15 protein-coding genes are annotated in these 16,092 nt (G+C 52.3%); 6 read left to right on the top strand and 9 right to left on the bottom strand.

The genetic code is table 11. The annotated features are described in order from the left end of the window. Window positions 1–29: 29 nt before the first annotated feature. Window positions 30–1,289, bottom strand: a complete 1,260-nt coding sequence (gene gdhA / locus TON_RS00825; protein ID WP_012571115.1) for a glutamate dehydrogenase — start codon at window positions 1,287–1,289, stop codon at window positions 30–32. A gap of 611 nt (window positions 1,290–1,900) precedes the next feature. On the opposite strand from gdhA, the gene TON_RS00820 reads away from it, so the two are divergent. After that, window positions 1,901–3,484 carry a sodium-dependent transporter gene (locus TON_RS00820; protein WP_012571114.1) on the top strand — a complete coding sequence of 528 codons (1,584 nt, stop codon included), beginning with the start codon at window positions 1,901–1,903 and terminating at the stop codon, window positions 3,482–3,484. 156 nt (window positions 3,485–3,640) lie between these two features. Further along, window positions 3,641–4,369, top strand: coding sequence for a hypothetical protein (locus tag TON_RS00815; protein WP_012571113.1), 729 nt, complete (start codon window positions 3,641–3,643; stop codon window positions 4,367–4,369). On the opposite strand, the gene TON_RS00810 is transcribed toward TON_RS00815, so the two are convergent. Then, a complete protein-coding gene (locus TON_RS00810; RefSeq protein ID WP_012571112.1) occupies window positions 4,366–4,683 on the bottom strand; it encodes a P-II family nitrogen regulator in 318 nt (105 codons plus the stop codon). The two genes, TON_RS00815 and TON_RS00810, sit on opposite strands and share 4 nt — an antisense overlap. Before the next feature lie 354 nt (window positions 4,684–5,037). After that, window positions 5,038–6,735, bottom strand: a complete 1,698-nt coding sequence (locus tag TON_RS00805) for a 1,4-alpha-glucan branching protein (RefSeq protein WP_012571111.1) — start codon at window positions 6,733–6,735, stop codon at window positions 5,038–5,040. A gap of 124 nt (window positions 6,736–6,859) precedes the next feature. Between TON_RS00805 and rqcH the strand changes: the two genes are divergently transcribed. Beyond that, on the top strand, window positions 6,860–8,809 hold the full coding sequence (rqcH, locus tag TON_RS00800) for a ribosome rescue protein RqcH (RefSeq protein ID WP_012571110.1): 1,950 nt from the start codon (window positions 6,860–6,862) through the stop codon (window positions 8,807–8,809). Here rqcH and TON_RS00795 read toward each other — a convergent pair. Both TON_RS00795 and nikR read right to left on the bottom strand, forming a co-directional pair. Continuing rightward, window positions 8,806–9,225 (bottom strand): amino acid permease, encoded by a 420-nt coding sequence (locus TON_RS00795; protein ID WP_238516326.1) that lies wholly within the window; start codon window positions 9,223–9,225, stop codon window positions 8,806–8,808. The two genes, rqcH and TON_RS00795, sit on opposite strands and share 4 nt — an antisense overlap. A gap of 16 nt (window positions 9,226–9,241) precedes the next feature. Beyond that, a complete protein-coding gene (nikR, locus tag TON_RS00790; protein WP_012571108.1) occupies window positions 9,242–9,658 on the bottom strand; it encodes a nickel-responsive transcriptional regulator NikR in 417 nt (138 codons plus the stop codon). Between the two features lie 81 nt (window positions 9,659–9,739). On the opposite strand from nikR, the gene TON_RS00785 reads away from it, so the two are divergent. Continuing rightward, window positions 9,740–10,186, top strand: coding sequence for a hypothetical protein (locus tag TON_RS00785; protein WP_012571107.1), 447 nt, complete (start codon window positions 9,740–9,742; stop codon window positions 10,184–10,186). Here TON_RS00785 and TON_RS00780 read toward each other — a convergent pair. Beyond that, window positions 10,183–11,190, bottom strand: a complete 1,008-nt coding sequence (locus TON_RS00780; RefSeq protein WP_012571106.1) for a TIGR00341 family protein — start codon at window positions 11,188–11,190, stop codon at window positions 10,183–10,185. The genes TON_RS00785 and TON_RS00780 overlap by 4 nt on opposite strands. A gap of 571 nt (window positions 11,191–11,761) precedes the next feature. Between TON_RS00780 and TON_RS00775 the strand changes: the two genes are divergently transcribed. Then, window positions 11,762–13,093, top strand: coding sequence for a TrpB-like pyridoxal phosphate-dependent enzyme (locus tag TON_RS00775; RefSeq protein ID WP_012571105.1), 1,332 nt, complete (start codon window positions 11,762–11,764; stop codon window positions 13,091–13,093). On the opposite strand, the gene TON_RS00770 is transcribed toward TON_RS00775, so the two are convergent. From TON_RS00770 to TON_RS00760, 3 genes are all read right to left on the bottom strand, one after another. Then, complete coding sequence (locus TON_RS00770; protein ID WP_012571104.1) at window positions 13,090–13,761, bottom strand: Ribonuclease P protein component 3; 672 nt, start codon at window positions 13,759–13,761, stop codon at window positions 13,090–13,092. The two genes, TON_RS00775 and TON_RS00770, sit on opposite strands and share 4 nt — an antisense overlap. After that, window positions 13,758–14,213, bottom strand: a complete 456-nt coding sequence (locus TON_RS00765) for an RNA-binding protein (protein ID WP_012571103.1) — start codon at window positions 14,211–14,213, stop codon at window positions 13,758–13,760. The genes TON_RS00770 and TON_RS00765 overlap by 4 nt, the downstream gene beginning before the upstream one ends. A gap of 93 nt (window positions 14,214–14,306) precedes the next feature. Then, entirely contained in the window at window positions 14,307–14,891 is a 585-nt protein-coding gene (locus tag TON_RS00760; RefSeq protein ID WP_012571102.1) for a 50S ribosomal protein L15e, read from the bottom strand. A 127-nt stretch (window positions 14,892–15,018) separates the two neighbouring features. On the opposite strand from TON_RS00760, the gene TON_RS00755 reads away from it, so the two are divergent. Then, window positions 15,019–16,089: an aminopeptidase P family protein gene (locus tag TON_RS00755; protein ID WP_012571101.1), complete on the top strand. Its 1,071-nt coding sequence runs from the start codon at window positions 15,019–15,021 to the stop codon at window positions 16,087–16,089. Window positions 16,090–16,092: the final 3 nt, after the last annotated feature.

Here is a 16,092-nt window from a genome sequence, read left to right as displayed (position 1 = left end):
TGGTAAAGGTGTAAGAAAAGAGAGAAGGATCACTTCTTCACCCATCCGCGCCACTTCATGGCGTCGTAGACCCTCTGGACAGCGACGACGTAGGCGGCGTCACGCATGTTGATGTTCTTCTCCTTGTGGGTGTTGTAAACGTCCCAGAATGCCTTGGTCATCTTCTTGTCGAGCTTAGCCCTGGTGGTCTCAAGGTCCCAGTAGTCTCCAGTTATGTTCTGGACCCACTCGAAGTAGCTGACAGTGACACCACCGGCGTTACAGAGGAAGTCCGGTATGACAAGGACACCCTTCTCGTGGAGGATCTCGTCGGCCTCCGGGGTGGTCGGGCCGTTGGCGAGCTCAGCAATGATCTTGGCCTTGATCTTGTCGGCGTTGTCCTTGGTGATAACGCCCTCGATGGCGCTCGGGGCGAGGACATCGACCTCGAGCTCGAGGAGCTCCTCGTTGGTGATGTTCTGGGCACCTGGGAAGTCCTTAACGCTGCCGTTCTTCTTCTTCCACTCGAGAACCTCGTCGGCGTTGAGTCCGTCCGGGTTGTAAATGCCACCCCTGCTGTCGCTGACGGCGACGACCTTCATACCGAACTCCTCGCTCATAATCTTGGCCATGTAGTAACCGGCGTTACCGTAGCCCTGGATGGCGATGGTCTTGTCCTTGAGATCCATGCCGAGGGCCTTAGCTGCTTCCCTGACGGTAAAGGCAGCGCCCCTGGCGGTGGCATCCATCCTGGCAACAATACCACCGACTCCAGGCGGCTTACCGGTGATGATACCAAAGCTTGGAACCTTCCTCCTGCTGATAGCCTCGTACTCGTCCATCATCCAGGCCATAATCTGTGGGTTGGTGTAAACGTCAGGGGCAGGAACGTCAGTGTACGGGCTGATAATGTCGTAGATAGCCCTTATGTATCCCCTGGCGAGCCTCTCCTTCTCTCTGTCAGAGAGCTCCTTCGGGTTGCAGATGATACCACCCTTACCGCCGCCGTACGGGAGGTCCATAACGGCGGTCTTCCAGGTCATCCAGGCGGCAAGGGCCTTGACGGTGCTGAGGGTCTCCTCAGGGTGCCACCTTATACCACCCTTAGTCGGGCCGCGTGCCCAGTTGTACTGGACACGGAAACCGGTGAAAACCTTAACAGAACCATCATCCATCTCGACGGGGATGCTGACCTCAAGAATCCTCTGGGGCCTCTTAAGGAACTCAAGAGCCTCTTCACTTATGTCCATAAACTGGGCAGCCCTCTCAAGCTGCTTAACGGCCATCTCAAATGGGTCAATCTCGACCATTTTTCCCACCTCGGGTTTCGGTAATTTGCGATACCCAGTTAGACGTTTGCATATATAAACCTTTCGCTAAAGGAGGCAGGAGAACGGTTAATTTCAAACAAAAAGTTATATACGGAAATTTTCGGCCAAAAGAAAAAATCTACCGAAATTTTAAGGCAAAAACAGGGCTGTACATCCAAGATTTTTTATACATTAACGAACATAATAAAGCAGCGCTGAATAAAAACGAATGAAATGAGGTTAAACTGAGGGGGTCTCAGCGAGAAGTCGGTCATCATGCCTCAGCTCACTCTCGTTCCAATCATCGACCCCTCCCTATTTATTGTTGACCACAAGTTAAATCTTTGCCTTAGGTCTTGGGATATTCTTTGTCATTAGCATCCTTAAATTGGGGAACTATTGTCATAATGTCAGATATCTACTTACGTTATTTTGACGTACTAACAAAATGACAAGAAAAGAATTTCAACCATTTTGTGGCCAAGTAAATCGTCTTTTATCGAAAAGAGGCATTAGAAAGCTTTTTATAGAATGCAAGAGCCCATACATAATGCCCCGTTATAGTACACGGGGTTTCGTTACCCACGCATTTAAGAACGGGGGTGAATAATGTGGAACAGAGGGATCAGTGGGCAACCAAGATTGGTTTAATTTTAGCCATGGCCGGAAATGCCATAGGTCTTGGAAACTTCTGGAGGTTCCCATACCAGCTCGCTAGCAACGGTGGCGGCGCATTCATGATACCGTACTTCATAGCGTTGGTGTTCCTGGGAATCCCTGTGATGTGGATTGAGTGGACCACCGGTCGCTACGGTGGTAAATACGGACACGGTACAATCGGACCAATGTTCTACCTCATGGCCAGGGAGAGCCTCAAGCCAAGGACAGCCATGATCTTCGGTATCATCGGTGGAATGCTGGCCTTCTCGGTCGCTTCCCTGCTCAGCTCATACTACTATCAGGTCATAGGCTGGTCCGCGGCTTACACCTACTACAGCCTAACCGGAGCCTACTTCGGCAAGGATACAGTGCAGTTCTTCCTTGACTATGTCGCCAACACCAAGGCAGTGATATTCTTCTGGGGACTGACGATGCTCTTCCTTGGAATAGCAGTTGGGCAGGGAGTTAGCAAAGGTATCGAGCGCTGGGTTAAAGTCATGATGCCCCTCCTGTACGTGTTCGCTGTACTCCTGGTTCTCAGGGCACTGACCCTTGGCTCACCCGTAAAGCCAGAGTGGAGCGCCATCAAGGGTCTCGAGTACATCTGGAAGCCTGACTTTCAGACACTCAGCCAGAACTTCTTCAGGATAAGCCTGGCAGCGGCGGGACAGATATTCTTCACACTGTCCCTCGGTATGGGTATCATACACAACTACGCAAGCTACCTCGGTCCTGAGGACGACGTTGCCCTCTCAGGTCTCGCCACAGTTTCACTCAACGAGTTCGCAGAGGTCATCCTCGGTGGTTCTCTCGCCATCCCGATAGCCTTCGCCTACCTCGGTCCAGAGCAGGCCGTCAAGGGTGGTGTCGGTCTCGCATACATGGCCCTTCCGAACGTCTTCGCCAACATGCCGGCAGGTCAGATATTCGGTGCCATGTGGTTCCTCCTGCTCTGGTTCGCGGGATTCACTTCAGCTATAGCCACCTACAACTACCTCGTCGCCATGCTCGAGGAGGACATTCACATTGAGAGGAAGGTTGGCACCTGGCTAGTGTTCATATTCCTGTTCCTGCTTGGACTGCCAGTTGCCCTTGACAGCACCCTAGCGTACCTCAGCGAGCTCGACATGTGGGTTGGTTCCTACTTCCTCGTGCTGCTTGGTCTCTTCGACATCATAGTTGCAGTTTGGCTCTTCAAGCCCGACAACTTCTGGGAGGAGCTCCACAAGGGTGCTTACATTAAAGTTCCAGAGTGGTACAGGCCAATAATGACCATAATAGCGCCGCTGTTCATGCTGTTCCTCCTCGGTGGCAACACCCTTGACTACATCAAGAAAGGAGCCTTCAGCGTCTCAGAGGCCTACGTCACTCAGGTTCTCGGCTACGACTACACCCCAGAAATCATCAGCCTCATCATTAGGGCTAGGATAGTTATCATCATAATCCTCGTCATCGGTGCTATCGAGGCTTACCTGGCCATCAAGAAGAAGTACGGCGAAGAGCTCGCAAAGAACGAGGTGCTCATAAAACTCTGAGGTGATGAAAATGGACACAGGCGCTCTGGTATTCCTAATATTTGCGTGGGGTTCAATATTTACCCTGATGTACTGGAGCATTACAAAGCTACTTCGTGCCGAAAAGGAGCAAAAGGCTTAAAGCTCCCTTTTATTTTATCTTTTGGAGGTGCTTTTATGAAAAGCCAAGAGATTCTGCGAGATGTAGCGCAGACCATTGAGGATATTGAGAAAAAAATTAACTCCCTTACCAAGCTCTCAGATAAGAATAAGCAGAAAGCCCTAAAGCTCCTCGAAGAGGCGAGGAGAAACTTCATGGAACTGTCGGAGAACGTTGCCGTGGACAATCAGGAGCTTGCCAACTTCTTCCTCAAAAGGGCTGTCAAGATCAAGAACAACACCACCGACAGATACCTCGAAAAGATGGGGGAAAAGGAATACATGAAAGACATTGTGGTCCTCAACAAGTACTCAAAGGCCGCTCCCTACGACTTCGCTGGGGAAGTTAAGGTTCTCCACAGAGCCTATCGGGCGTTCTTATTTGGGATGATCCCGTTCTACATTGTCTCAGGAATTTTTGGACCGGTTTACGCCGTGACAGCCCTTATATTGATAATTCCAACACTCTTAGCAATGCTTAGTATGAGGAAGAGAGGAAATCTCGGACTCATGCTCGCCTTTGCTGTTATGCCCATACCAATGGTCATGGGAGCGTTTTCGATAAGGTATGGGATATACGCACTGACTAACCAGGAAGAGCTCATGAGGATAGCTCAAGAGCTCGGCAAGAGCCTTGCCTTCGCTCAGGCTATAGCAGCCATAATATTGCTCGCGGGAGCGGCCAGCTTGATTCTGCTTGGCTACGCGAGCTACGCCCTCTACAAGCACAGGCACGCGTTCCTTTAATATAGGGCCTCGTTGCCCCTCTCCCCTGTTCTTATCCTAATGGCATCATAAACGGGCAGAACAAATATCTTTCCGTCTCCGGGAATGCCCCGCCTAGCGTTTCTAGCAACAATCTCTATGACTCGCTCAACGTCCTCGTCCTTCACGACGAGCTCGATCTTCACCTTGGGCAGAAGATCATATGGGGGAACACCACCCTGAACGCCCCTGCCCTGGACGGGGTAGACCGTCATCGGGATAATACCGGCACTCTTCAGGGCCTTCTTGACGTTCTCAAAATCTTCATTCCGGATAATTGCTTCGATTTTTTTCATGGCTATCACAATAGTACTTCGAAGAAACTCCAAAAAAGCCTTTTGGAAGAGCAAAGAATAAGAGCAAAAAGCTGGTTTTACTCAATCTGATCCACGAACTCCTTCAGGCGCTTGATGGGGATGAGGGTTTTCTTCGCCAGCTCCTCGAGGCAGTATCTTAGCCATGCTTTTGGCAGATATTCATTATCTTAAGCAGGTTACTTTTGGGCTTTCTGATAGTTTTCTTGTTCTCTCGCGGATCTGCTTCGCCTTTTGAGGACAGCTTTTCCCTCTTTCCCGGATAGCACTGCGGCTCTCAGTCCCTCTTTTGGGCTTCCGGGCGAAGGTTTCGGCAACCTCCGTCGCATAGGCACTTTACTCTTCCATCTTGACGAGTTTTTCGGGTTTTTCCTCCATCTTCTCAGGCGGAACCTCAGGTGGCTCAACGTATTCCGGAACCCCAGGAGGATTCCCGCTCAAGTAGTGAGCAACGATAATGGATCTGAATAGATTGTCGCGCTCTTCGAGCTCCTCGAGAAGCTTGAAGTTAAACTGTCTGGTCTCCATGTACATCTCAAGCTCATTGGCTAGCCTGTGGAAGTCACTTACGTGGAGGAGGATCCTTCTCTTACCGTACTCCTTCGCCTGACCCGTAGTGATGAGGAACTGCCAGTCGCTCGCCTCCAAGATGAGGAGTTCCCTTGCGAGTTGCTCCAGAATTCTGTCAGCTAGCCGGTCTTTACCATAGTATTTAGTCGCCAGCTCCACCATCCTGTCCTCCGCTGAATACACGTACTCCCAGGTCCATTCCGTCTCCTCGTTCCACCATATCGAGTGATCCGCATTTTTGCCCCAGGAACCCTCGGGGAGTTCTATCTCGTGCCTCTCACCGGAGTAGCTATCGAGAAACTCTGAAAGCGTCGTCGTCCTTATCTCGCACTCTGCCATGAGCTCAAGAACCCTTCCAAGCCATTTAACCCCCTCAAACCACCAGTGGCCGAAGAGCTCAGTGTCATACGGCGAGACGATTATCCCCTTCTCACCGAAATTCTCCTCATGCTCCGCCAGGAGGCGCTCAATCAGCGAAACGAAGTGTCTCGCATGTTCCTCAACACGCTCCATAGCCTTGTCAGGGTCGTAGGACTCCTTATCATCGAGGCCAACGTCCCTACCCGTTACCCGCCAGTATTGGCCGCCACTCTCCTCGGCCTTCTTGTGGAACTCCCTGTACCAGAAGTCACCGGGGTAGCCGAAGTGGGCACTCCAGACCCGGTGGCCAGCCTCGCGGTTTCTGGCGAAGATCGCAATGTTGCTTCCTTTGATCCAGTAAGGCCGGAGTGTGCTCTTCTCCGTCTCGGCCAGAGGCACCTCACCGTACTCCCTCGTTACGGGCCCCTCATCAATTAGGCTGCTCTCCACGAAGAAGTATTCCAGACCTAACTCCTCGAGAAACTTCTCGATTCCCCGTCTCCACACGTTCTTTCCGCCGGGCAGTGGCCATTCTCCCCCTGGCCTGTAGGCGCATTCGGGCAACCATATCCCCCTAGGCTTCCTGCCGAAGTGCTTCTCATAGGTTAAAATGCCGTTGGCGAGCTGAGAACGTATGGTCTCGTCCCTGCCAAGCAGGGGCAAGTAACCGTGGGTCGCGGCTGAAGTTATCACCTCGATGTAGCCCTCCTTTTGAAGCTCGCGGAGCTTCCCTATGATGTCACCATTGATAGCTTTCCAGTAGTAGTGGACTTTTCTGAAGTGGTCGAGCATGAAGCTTACAGCTTTCTCGTCGTACTTTCCACTCCTCAGGTCTTTCTCCGTTGCTTTCAGTTTGTGTGTCAAGTACCCCTCAAAGCTATGTTTGATATAGTCATCGGTCAGCTGCTCGGCGAGAACCGGTGTGACGTTTATGACCAGACTGAACTTCACGCCTTTAGCCTTCAGCCTCTCAAACTCCATAAGCAGGGGCAGATAGGTCTCGCTCATAGTCTCGTAGAGCCACTCCTCACCGAACGGCCATTTTCCGTGCTTCCTCACGTAGGGGATGTGGGTGTGGAGAACAAAGGTTAGATATCCTTTCACTATATATCACCTAGAGTGTTATGTACGGCCAACTATTTAACCTTAACCTTTAATTTTTCGTTTGGAAAACGAAATCAGCCAGCAACCCTTTAAACTTCTCTGAGAAATCTCAACGGGTGAGAGAATGAAGGAGGAGATGAGCAGCGTTGATATACGCTATGTCGTGAGAGAGCTCCAATCGTTGGTCGGCTCTCGCGTTGATAAGATATATCACGACGGCGACGAGATAAGAATAAAGCTCCGCACTAAGGAGGGCAGGCAAGATCTCATCCTTCAGGCAGGGAAGCGATTCCACGTCACGACTTACGTAAAGGAAGCCCCCAAAATGCCGTCAAGCTTCACGATGCTTCTGAGAAAGCACCTCAGCGGCGGCTTCATCGATGCCATAGAGCAGCACGACTTCGATAGGATTGTAAAGATACGGGTTGGCGATTACACGCTCATAGGCGAGCTCTTCAGGAGGGGAAACATCATACTCGTTGACGGAGAGAACAGGATTGTCGCCGCTTTACGCTATGAAGAGTTCAAGGACAGGGCGATAAAGCCGAAGGCAGAATACAAGTTCCCGCCAGCAAGGGAGAACCCGCTCGATGTTGAGTGGGAGCGCTTTAAGGAGTTAATCCTGGAGGAAGAAGTTGAAGTCGTCAGGGCATTGGCTAGAAAGCTCAACATGGGCGGCCTATACGCGGAGGAAATTCTTCTTCGGGCAGAGGTGGACAAGAAGAAAAAAGCGAGCGAGCTGAGCGAGGAGGAGCTCAAGCTGATTTTCGAGACTATGAAGGCCCTCTTCACCGAGGATCCGAAGCCAAACATCGTCTACAAAGACGGCAACATGCACGATGTAGTACCGGTAGAGTTGAAGGTTTATGAAAACTTCGAAAAGCGCTATTTCAGCACCTTCAGCGAGGCCCTGGATGAATACTTCGGGAAGGTAACCCTCGAGAAGGCAAAGATTGAACAGACAAAGAAGCTCGAGGCCAAGAAGAGGCAGCTCCTCATGACGCTTAAGAAGCAGGAGGAGCTGCTGAAGGGCTTCGAAGAGCAGGCGAAGGCCAACCAGGAGATAGGCGACTTGATATACGCCAACTTCACGATGGTCGAAAGGCTTCTGGATGAGTTCAGGAAGGCAACCGAAAGGCTCGGCTGGGAAGAATTCAAGAAGAGAATAGATGAAGGCAAGAAGGCAGGGAACAAGGCGGCGCTTATGGTAAAGTCCATTGACCCTAAGGAGAAGGCCGTGACGATAGAGCTCGAGGGGAAAAAGGTCAGGCTCTACCTCAACAAGAGCATAGGCGAAAACGCGGAGCTCTACTACGAGAAGGCCAAGAAGGCCAAGCACAAACTTGAAGGCGCACTTAAGGCCTACGAGGATACTAAGAGAAAGCTGGATGAAATCGAGAAGCTCATAGAAGAGGAGATGAAAAAGGAACTTGCGGTAAAGAGAATAGAGCGCAGAAAGAAGAAGTGGTTCGAGAAGTTCCGCTGGTTCGTGTCGAGTGAGGGCTTCCTCGTTCTGGCAGGAAAGGACGCGAGTACCAACGAGAATCTGATAAAGAAACACATGGACGAGAACGATCTCTACTGCCACGCGGACGTTTACGGAGCGCCGCACGTCGTTATAAAAGATGGTCAGAAGGCTGGAGAGAAGACTATCTTCGAGGCCTGTCAGTTCGCCGTTTCGATGAGCAAAGCCTGGAGCCAGGGGCTCTACAGCGCCGATGCATACTGGGCGTATCCAAACCAGGTGACAAAGCAGGCGCCTAGCGGAGAGTATCTCGGCAAAGGTGCATTCATGGTCTACGGAAAGAGGAACTGGCTCCGCGGTCTACCACTTAAGCTGGCCGTTGGTGTCATCGAGCACGAGGGCGAAAATTACGTTGTCTGTGCGCCGGTGGAGGCAATAAAAGCCCACACGGATAAGTACATCATCATAAGACCTGGTTCACTGAAGAAGAGCGAGCTCGTGAAGAGGATCAGGCGCATCCTCGAGAAGTGGGGCTACAAAGTTAAGGAAGAGGACATCATGGCTACCCTGCCCCCCGGGAACGGCGATATAGTCGAGGTCATCGGCTAGAGACTCCTCCCCCCACCAGCGACAAAGCCGACGATGAAGCTCAGTAGCGCTATTACGTATCCCTCAGCGAGCGTTCCAAAGAAGCCCTGCCCGTATATGTGCCACGCGGTGAGGGTAAACACAAGCATTCCAACCACTCCAATGCCCGGCCCAAGCCTGCCGCCGAGAAGCCCGAAGAGTATCCCGATGAGTATCATGAATATACCCGCGAAGAACGCTATGAAGAGAAAGATAGTGCCCGTAGTGTTAGGGTTGAGCCACCAGAATGCACCTTCAAATCCATTGGAACCTGCCAGGATCTCACGGAGGATGCCAAGAAACGTTATTTGTCCATCCCAGGGCAACCGGAACCATGGGAGAACAAAGGATAGAGCAGCGACGATTGAGGACAGGAAACCGAGCAGCCTCATACCCATTCCCTCCGGGATTCAATCACACCAGTTCCCTCCCAGTGGTCGTCATCACAAGCTTTCCGTGTTTAACGCCTTTCAGACTTATGAGCCTCTCGGCGATCTCCTTTATCCTTCCTGCCTTACCCTTGACGACCACAACCTCGAGGCAGTTGTGTTCATCCATGTGAACGTGAAGGCTTGAAACGATTTCATCAACGTAGTCGTGCTGGAGTTCGAGAAGCTCTTTAACAACATCCGCTTCGTCGTGGTTATATACGATGGTTATTGTACCAGCAACTTCCCTGTCCCCTTCCTCCCACTCGTGCCTAACTATAAAGTCCCTCATTAAATCCCTGATCGCCTCGCTCCTGTTGACGTAGCCTTTCTCTTCTATGATTCTGTCAAACTTCTCGAGCAACTCGTCCGGAACAGAGACACCGAAGCGCGTGATCTTCATAACACCACCGTGATATTTTTGAAGTTCATCGTTAAAAACGTGACGCGAAACCCTTTTATCCCCAGATAATGATGGAAAATCATGAGGATAGAGAAGCTTTACACAATAGCGCAGAGGGAGCTTGCGAAGGACCTTGTGTTCGAGATAGAGGATGAGCCTGTTACGCTCTCAATACGGGGAGTCCTGCTTGCGAGAGTCGAATCCAAGAGCTACAACTTTTCGTTCTTCGAGTTGAGTGAGAATGAGTTTGTCCTTGCTGTCCAGATGAAGGGCTTCACCGTTTACCTTGGCATAGAGGCCGACGAGGAACTGGAGGAGGAAGCCTATTCCGAGCTCGTTAGAATCCTGCTCGAACATCTCACACCGCAGATAGCTCTCCTCATAACGAGGGCAGAGAAGGATTACAGAGGCAGAGCAGACTTGCTGCTCGATGACGACATGAGTCCCGAAATGAAGGAGTTCTTCTACAGCCTGCTTGTCAAGCACAGGAAGGGTGAACCTGTCTATGAGCAGACCGAGGTTGCTTAGCCCGGAACCATAAGTTCAAGGAGAACTATCAGGGTTATCATCAACGCTAGGACGAGCATGGTCCTCTTTGTGTAGAGTCTCGCCGCTCTCCTCTCATAGTAGCTCCTCGGCGAGACGTTGAGGATATACAGCCCGAGCAACGAGCCGGTCAGCAGGCCAAGGATATTCTCAAGAGTTAGGATCAGCGAGCCGCTGAAAACATCCCACCAGCCCATGACGAGGGATATTCCAATGACCGTCGTTGGGGGGACGAGGGCGGCAGCAATGGAAACGCCAGCCAGTATCTCGGGTATCTTGCTGACTATAGCCACGATACCCGCGTAGCCGAGTATAACGGCCAGCAGGATGTAAACGAGGCCAGAATTTCCGCGAATCGCTATCTCATAGGTTGGCTGAGGAGGCATAGTTCCAGCCAGCTTGAGAAGGAGCGTCACGATGGCGGCAGAGAGAAATATTACTACCAAGAGCTTAAGGATGGAATAGACGGCATCTAAGGCATCTCTCCCTCTACCCATGACGACGTTGAGAGAGAATCCGTAGAGAGGGCCAAGGATAGGAGAAAGGAGCATGGCAGAGATTATCATCACGATGCTGTCGTTTATCAATCCGAAGAGGGCTATTATGGAAGCGACCGCGCCGAGGGTGAGCTGGATCGGATCAACCGTTGCCTGGTTATTGGCGTCTTCTATGAGATTCTCTATAGCCGCAAGGCTCCAGCGGCGCTTGAACTTCCTGAGCGACTTGAGGGAGTTGGCGTACTTGACGGACTTGCCACTCACCTGTGACCACGTTATCGCCGAGTGCCCTTTTCTAAGGTCGATGACCTTCATGAGCTCGTCTGCAAGGTCGTTTATGATGAAATCCGGGACAAAGGCCACGAACTTGAGGACGCGGTTATCGTTGCCCCTAACCTCTTCCACGTAGAACTGGACGTTCCACTTACCGAGAACCGCGGAAACTTGCTCTTCCTCGGTTTCATCACAGTAGACCTCAAGCCGGAGCATTAGGCATCATATGATATTGTAAGGGGAGGTTAATAACAGTTTCCGCTACGATTGCCCTTGCCGCAATCAGTGCGGTTGGATCCTCACGCGAAAATGCATCCCGTCCATGGAACGGTCTTTCAAGATGTATTTGGCCTCAATACCAAACGGGGCAATCCTATCCAAACCCGGGCGAAAAGTTTTGGCAGGCATGTATCTAGAACATCCCTTCGCAGCCCAGAGCTTGCAAAAATGTCAAAAATCCCAACATATTCATGGAAATAATCGTCATTTCTCCAGTCAATTTGAAGAAAAACATTTAAGGATTACAATCTTTTGAACTCCGATGCACCATGATGACTAGGAGTGATTGTTTTTGGCGTCTCTGAGGTCCCCCTGAATGTTCGGGTTAGCCTAACAGCTCAAGGGCGGGATCGTTTTTGGCCTGACTGATAGGGGGGCTCGTTTTTGGAGGTTCTAGAAGATTGAGCTTATACTCCTACCCAGCTGGAACTTTCTGCTCTGGGTTAGTCCTCACGCTCATTATTCCCTCACCTTTGGGACTTCTTCCAAAAATCAGGAGGTGGTTTGAATGAAAGCCGTTCTGCCAGATTCCAAAATGCCAAAGAGGTGGTACAACATCCTGCCAGACCTACCGGAGCCTTTGGCACCGCCCCTCGACCCGGAGACGGACGAGCCCATGGAGTCAGAGAAGCTGCTCCGCATCTTCGCATCTGAGTTGGTGAAGCAGGAAATGAGCATGGAGCGATACATCGATATTCCAAAGAAAGTTCGTGAGCTCTACGCTAAAATAGGCCGTCCAACGCCCCTCTTCAGGGCGACGAATCTCGAAAAGGCCCTCGAAACGCCGGCGAGGATATACTTCAAATACGAAGGGGCTACCGTAACGGGCAGCCACAAGATAAACACCGCATTGGCCCAGGCATACTACGCGAAGAAGCAGGGCATCGAGAGGCTCGTAACAGAGACAGGTGCAGGCCAGTGGGGAACTGCCCTGTCTCTGGCAGGGGCACTAATGGGGATAAACGTTCGTGTTTACATGGCTAGGGCCAGCTTTTACCAGAAGCCCTACAGGAAGACTATAATGCGTCTCTACGGTGCCGAAATCTATCCCAGTCCAAGCGACAGGACCGAGATAGGAAGGAAGTTCCTGAGCGAAGACCCAAACCACCCAGGTGGCTTGGGAATAGCGATAAGCGAAGCTATCGAGGACGTTCTAAGGGACGAAAAAGCGCGCTACGCCCTCGGAAGCGTGCTCAACCACGTTTTAATGCACCAGACGGTCATAGGCCTAGAAGCCAAAGAGCAGATGAAGGAGTTTGAGGATCCAGATGTCATAATTGGCTGCGTTGGGGGAGGAAGCAACTTCGCAGGCCTGGCATATCCCTTCGTCAAGGATAGACTAGACGGCAAAGCTGACTACGAGTTCATAGCGGTTGAGCCAAGGGCGGCACCGAGCATGACGCGCGGCGTTTACACCTACGACTACGGCGACTCTGGAGGGCTAACGCCGAAGATGAAGATGCACACCCTCGGCCACACCTACTACGTCCCGCCGATACACGCTGGCGGCCTGAGGTACCACGGCCTGGCTCCAACGCTCAGTATTCTGATAAACCACGGGATAGTTAGGCCAGTAGCCTACCATCAGACGGAGGTCTTCGAGGCGGCCCGGCTCTTTGCCAAGACGGAAGGCATAGTCCCAGCACCCGAGAGCGCCCACGCGGTCAAGGCTGCAATAGACAGGGCCCTCAAGGCGAAGGAAGAAGGTAAGGAAGAAGTCATCCTCTTCAACCTCAGCGGCCACGGCCTGCTCGACCTCAAGGGCTACGAGGATTTCCTCGACGGAAAGCTCGAGGACTACGAGCCAGAAGAGCTTCCAGCTTTGAGGGGGGAGGTTTAGCTTTTCCTCCCCAAAATCATCCTTGGATAGAAGTTCAAGCTTGCCTTGGCCTGGGGAATTTCCATGCCAAGCGCTATTCCGAGGCTCATTAAGTCCCTCGGCCCGCGGACTTCCCATCTATTCTCGGCTGAACTTGTGAGGAAGCGCGGGACGTCGTACTTGTTCACCAGCTGCCAGACCTTCATCATGAAACGCAGAGTATGGGCCCTCTCGTAGGGAGAAGCGCTGAGAAGGGGTGATAGGGAAAAGCCTATGGCGACATCCCTTTTGGCCGCTATCCTGGCTAGAACGTGGTCGAAGCCGGGGTCTTTCCTTCCGAGCCACGGGCTTATAAGGGCATCAACGCCGGCCTCTAGAGCGAAGCGGTTGATCCTCATGTCGCCGCCCTGGACGTAGAGGAGAACCTTGAGGTTGCGGCTCTTCACTTCCCTTATTAGGCTCGGCTTTTTCGTGACGATGAGGAGGGCAACCTTCCCGTACCTCTCTTTTAGCTCCTTGATTTCCGCCTTCAGAGCGTCGAAGTCGAGGCTCTTTTCCAGGACGAGCCTTTTGGTGAAAACTACCTCGTCAAACCACCCACTGGCCAGCTTGTAGGCATCCTCACTCCTTACGTCCATCTCAACCCAGTGCTCGCGGGAGAAGGAAGCTTCCTCAGGCTTGGGGGTCATTCCTCCAGCCACTCCTTGACGGCTTTCACCACCGCGTCCTTTCTCATCGGGAATGCTTTGACCTTTATCCTGACCTGGATGACGTCTTCTCCCTCATCAACCTCCGCGTCGCCGAGGTAGGCCCTCTGCTTGTTAAAGCGGACATAGAGCGTCCCTTCCTCGTCAATCTTCTCGTCAAGGTGGTCAAGGAGGTAGGTTTTATCCCGATCGCTCAGGAGCTCCTTGAAGTAGTCAATGAACTTTCTAACCGCCTTGCTCCGCTTTATCTCGACGTTCACGACTTTAATAGGGTTGCCGAAGAAGCCCCGCGTTTCCACTATGTCAAAGAGAACGTCATCGTCGTCAATCTCCTCCGGGATGAAGGTGCCTATAGCCTCAAGAACCTTGTCCTCATCCTCAGTCGCGTGGATGAAGGTGGTCAGCCTGACGTGATGTGCCTTTATCTTTGCCATTTTTCTCACCAGAGAAGAGAAACGATGAAGGGTTTAAAAAGTTCGCCTGGACTGGGGACAAAAAGCTGAAGGAATAGAAACAAAAGGGCAGAATCACTTGGTCTTGCCCTTGTTGGCCCTCACACTGGGCCTGACCTTCTCGGCGCCCTTGCCCTTGTTCCTCAGGCCGCGGCTCTTCCTGCCGGCGCTGGTGAGGCCACGGAAGACCCTGCCCTTGTGGGCCTTGCCGGCGATCCAGGCGATCTTCGGATCGCTCTTTATAACCGGGTGGTGCGGGTCGACCATGATGACCTCAAACCACTTGTACATTCCGTCCTCGCCGACCCAGTAGCTGTTGAGGACCTCAAGGTTCGGGAACTTGCGAGCGGCCTTCTCCTCGGCAATCCACTGAAGGCTCTTCTTGGGTGAGTACTTGACCATACCCATCTTGGAGGGCTTCCTACCACCCTTCCACCTGGGCCTCTTCCTTCCGCCGCGCCTGACGCGAACGCGAACAATGACGTAGCCCTGCTTGGCCTGATAGCCGAGGCTCCTGGCCCTGTCGAGCCTGGTCGGCCTCTCAACGCGAACGACGACCGGCTCGCGGCGCCACTTTATCATCCTCTTTTTGAGAAGCTGCCCGACGTAGCTCTTCTTCGGGCTCTTCCAGGCTTCCCTAATGTACTTGTACATTCCCATCTTGCTCCCTCCTTCCTCGTTTGTGGTTCTCCCTTACGGGAACATCCCGCGGGTTTGCCCCGCCTAGTCGGGCGAAGTTCGAGATTAGGTTTTTAAAAGTTGCGGAGTAGTCGAAGCGGTGAAAACCATGCGCCTCAACAAGCTCACTTCTCTGCTCAAGGAAAAAGCCTTCGACGGAGCGCTGATAAGCCCGGGGACGAACCTCTACTACCTAACGAGCCTGCACATCCACGAAGCGGGAGAGAGACTAACGGTTCTAGCCGTCAATTCGAACGGTGAGTACCACCTTTTAGCGCCAAGCCTCTACGAGAACGTCATCAGGGATTTCCCTGCTACCTTCTGGCGTGATGGAGAGAATCCCTACGGGAAGCTCGCCGAAATCCTAAAGGAACTCGACCTATCATCTGGCAGGATCCTTGTGGAGAACACGATGAGGGCAGACTGGCTGATAGGTATTCTCAAGCTTGGAAGCTTCGAGTTCCATCCGTTAAGCATTCTGATGCGCGAGCTTAGAATGAGAAAAGACGCTGAGGAAATTAGGCTCATGGAGAAGGCGGCAAAGATCGTCGATGAGGTCTTCGAGGAGATAATCGGCATGGACTTAATCGGAATGCGCGAGAAAGACCTTGCCCTGAAAATTGAGCTCCTCATAAGGGAGCGCTCCGACGGGATATCCTTCGAGCCAATAGTTGCCAGCGGTGAGAATGGGGCAAATCCCCACCACGCGCCCGGCGAGAGGAAACTGGGGGAAGGAGACCTCGTTATCCTCGACTACGGCGCAAAGTGGGAAGGCTACTGCTCAGACATAACGAGGACCATTGCGTTAGGAAAGCCAGACAAGAAGCTTCTGGAGATTTATGAGGTCGTCAAAAACGCCCAGGAGGGCGCCTTCCAGACCGTCCGCGAGGGCCTAAAGGCGAAGGAGGTTGACAAAGCGGCAAGGAACTACATAGCGGAAGCGGGCTATGGCGAGTACTTCACTCACAGAACTGGCCATGGACTTGGCTTAGACGTCCACGAGGAGCCATACATCGGGCCGGACGGCGAGGTAATCCTCAAGAACGGCATGACCTTCACGATAGAGCCGGGCATCTACGTGCCGGGCCTGGGGGGAGTTAGAATAGAGGACGATGTGGTCGTTGAGGGCGGAAAGGGAAGAAGGTTGACGAAGGCACCGAGGGAGCTGATAATCGTGTGAGCT

Origin of the sequence: Thermococcus onnurineus NA1 (assembly GCF_000018365.1) — an archaeon.
Taxonomy (GTDB): domain Archaea; phylum Methanobacteriota_B; class Thermococci; order Thermococcales; family Thermococcaceae; genus Thermococcus; species Thermococcus onnurineus.
Note: the sequence above shows the minus strand (reverse complement) of the source record. Positions and strands in the feature narration are given on the sequence as shown.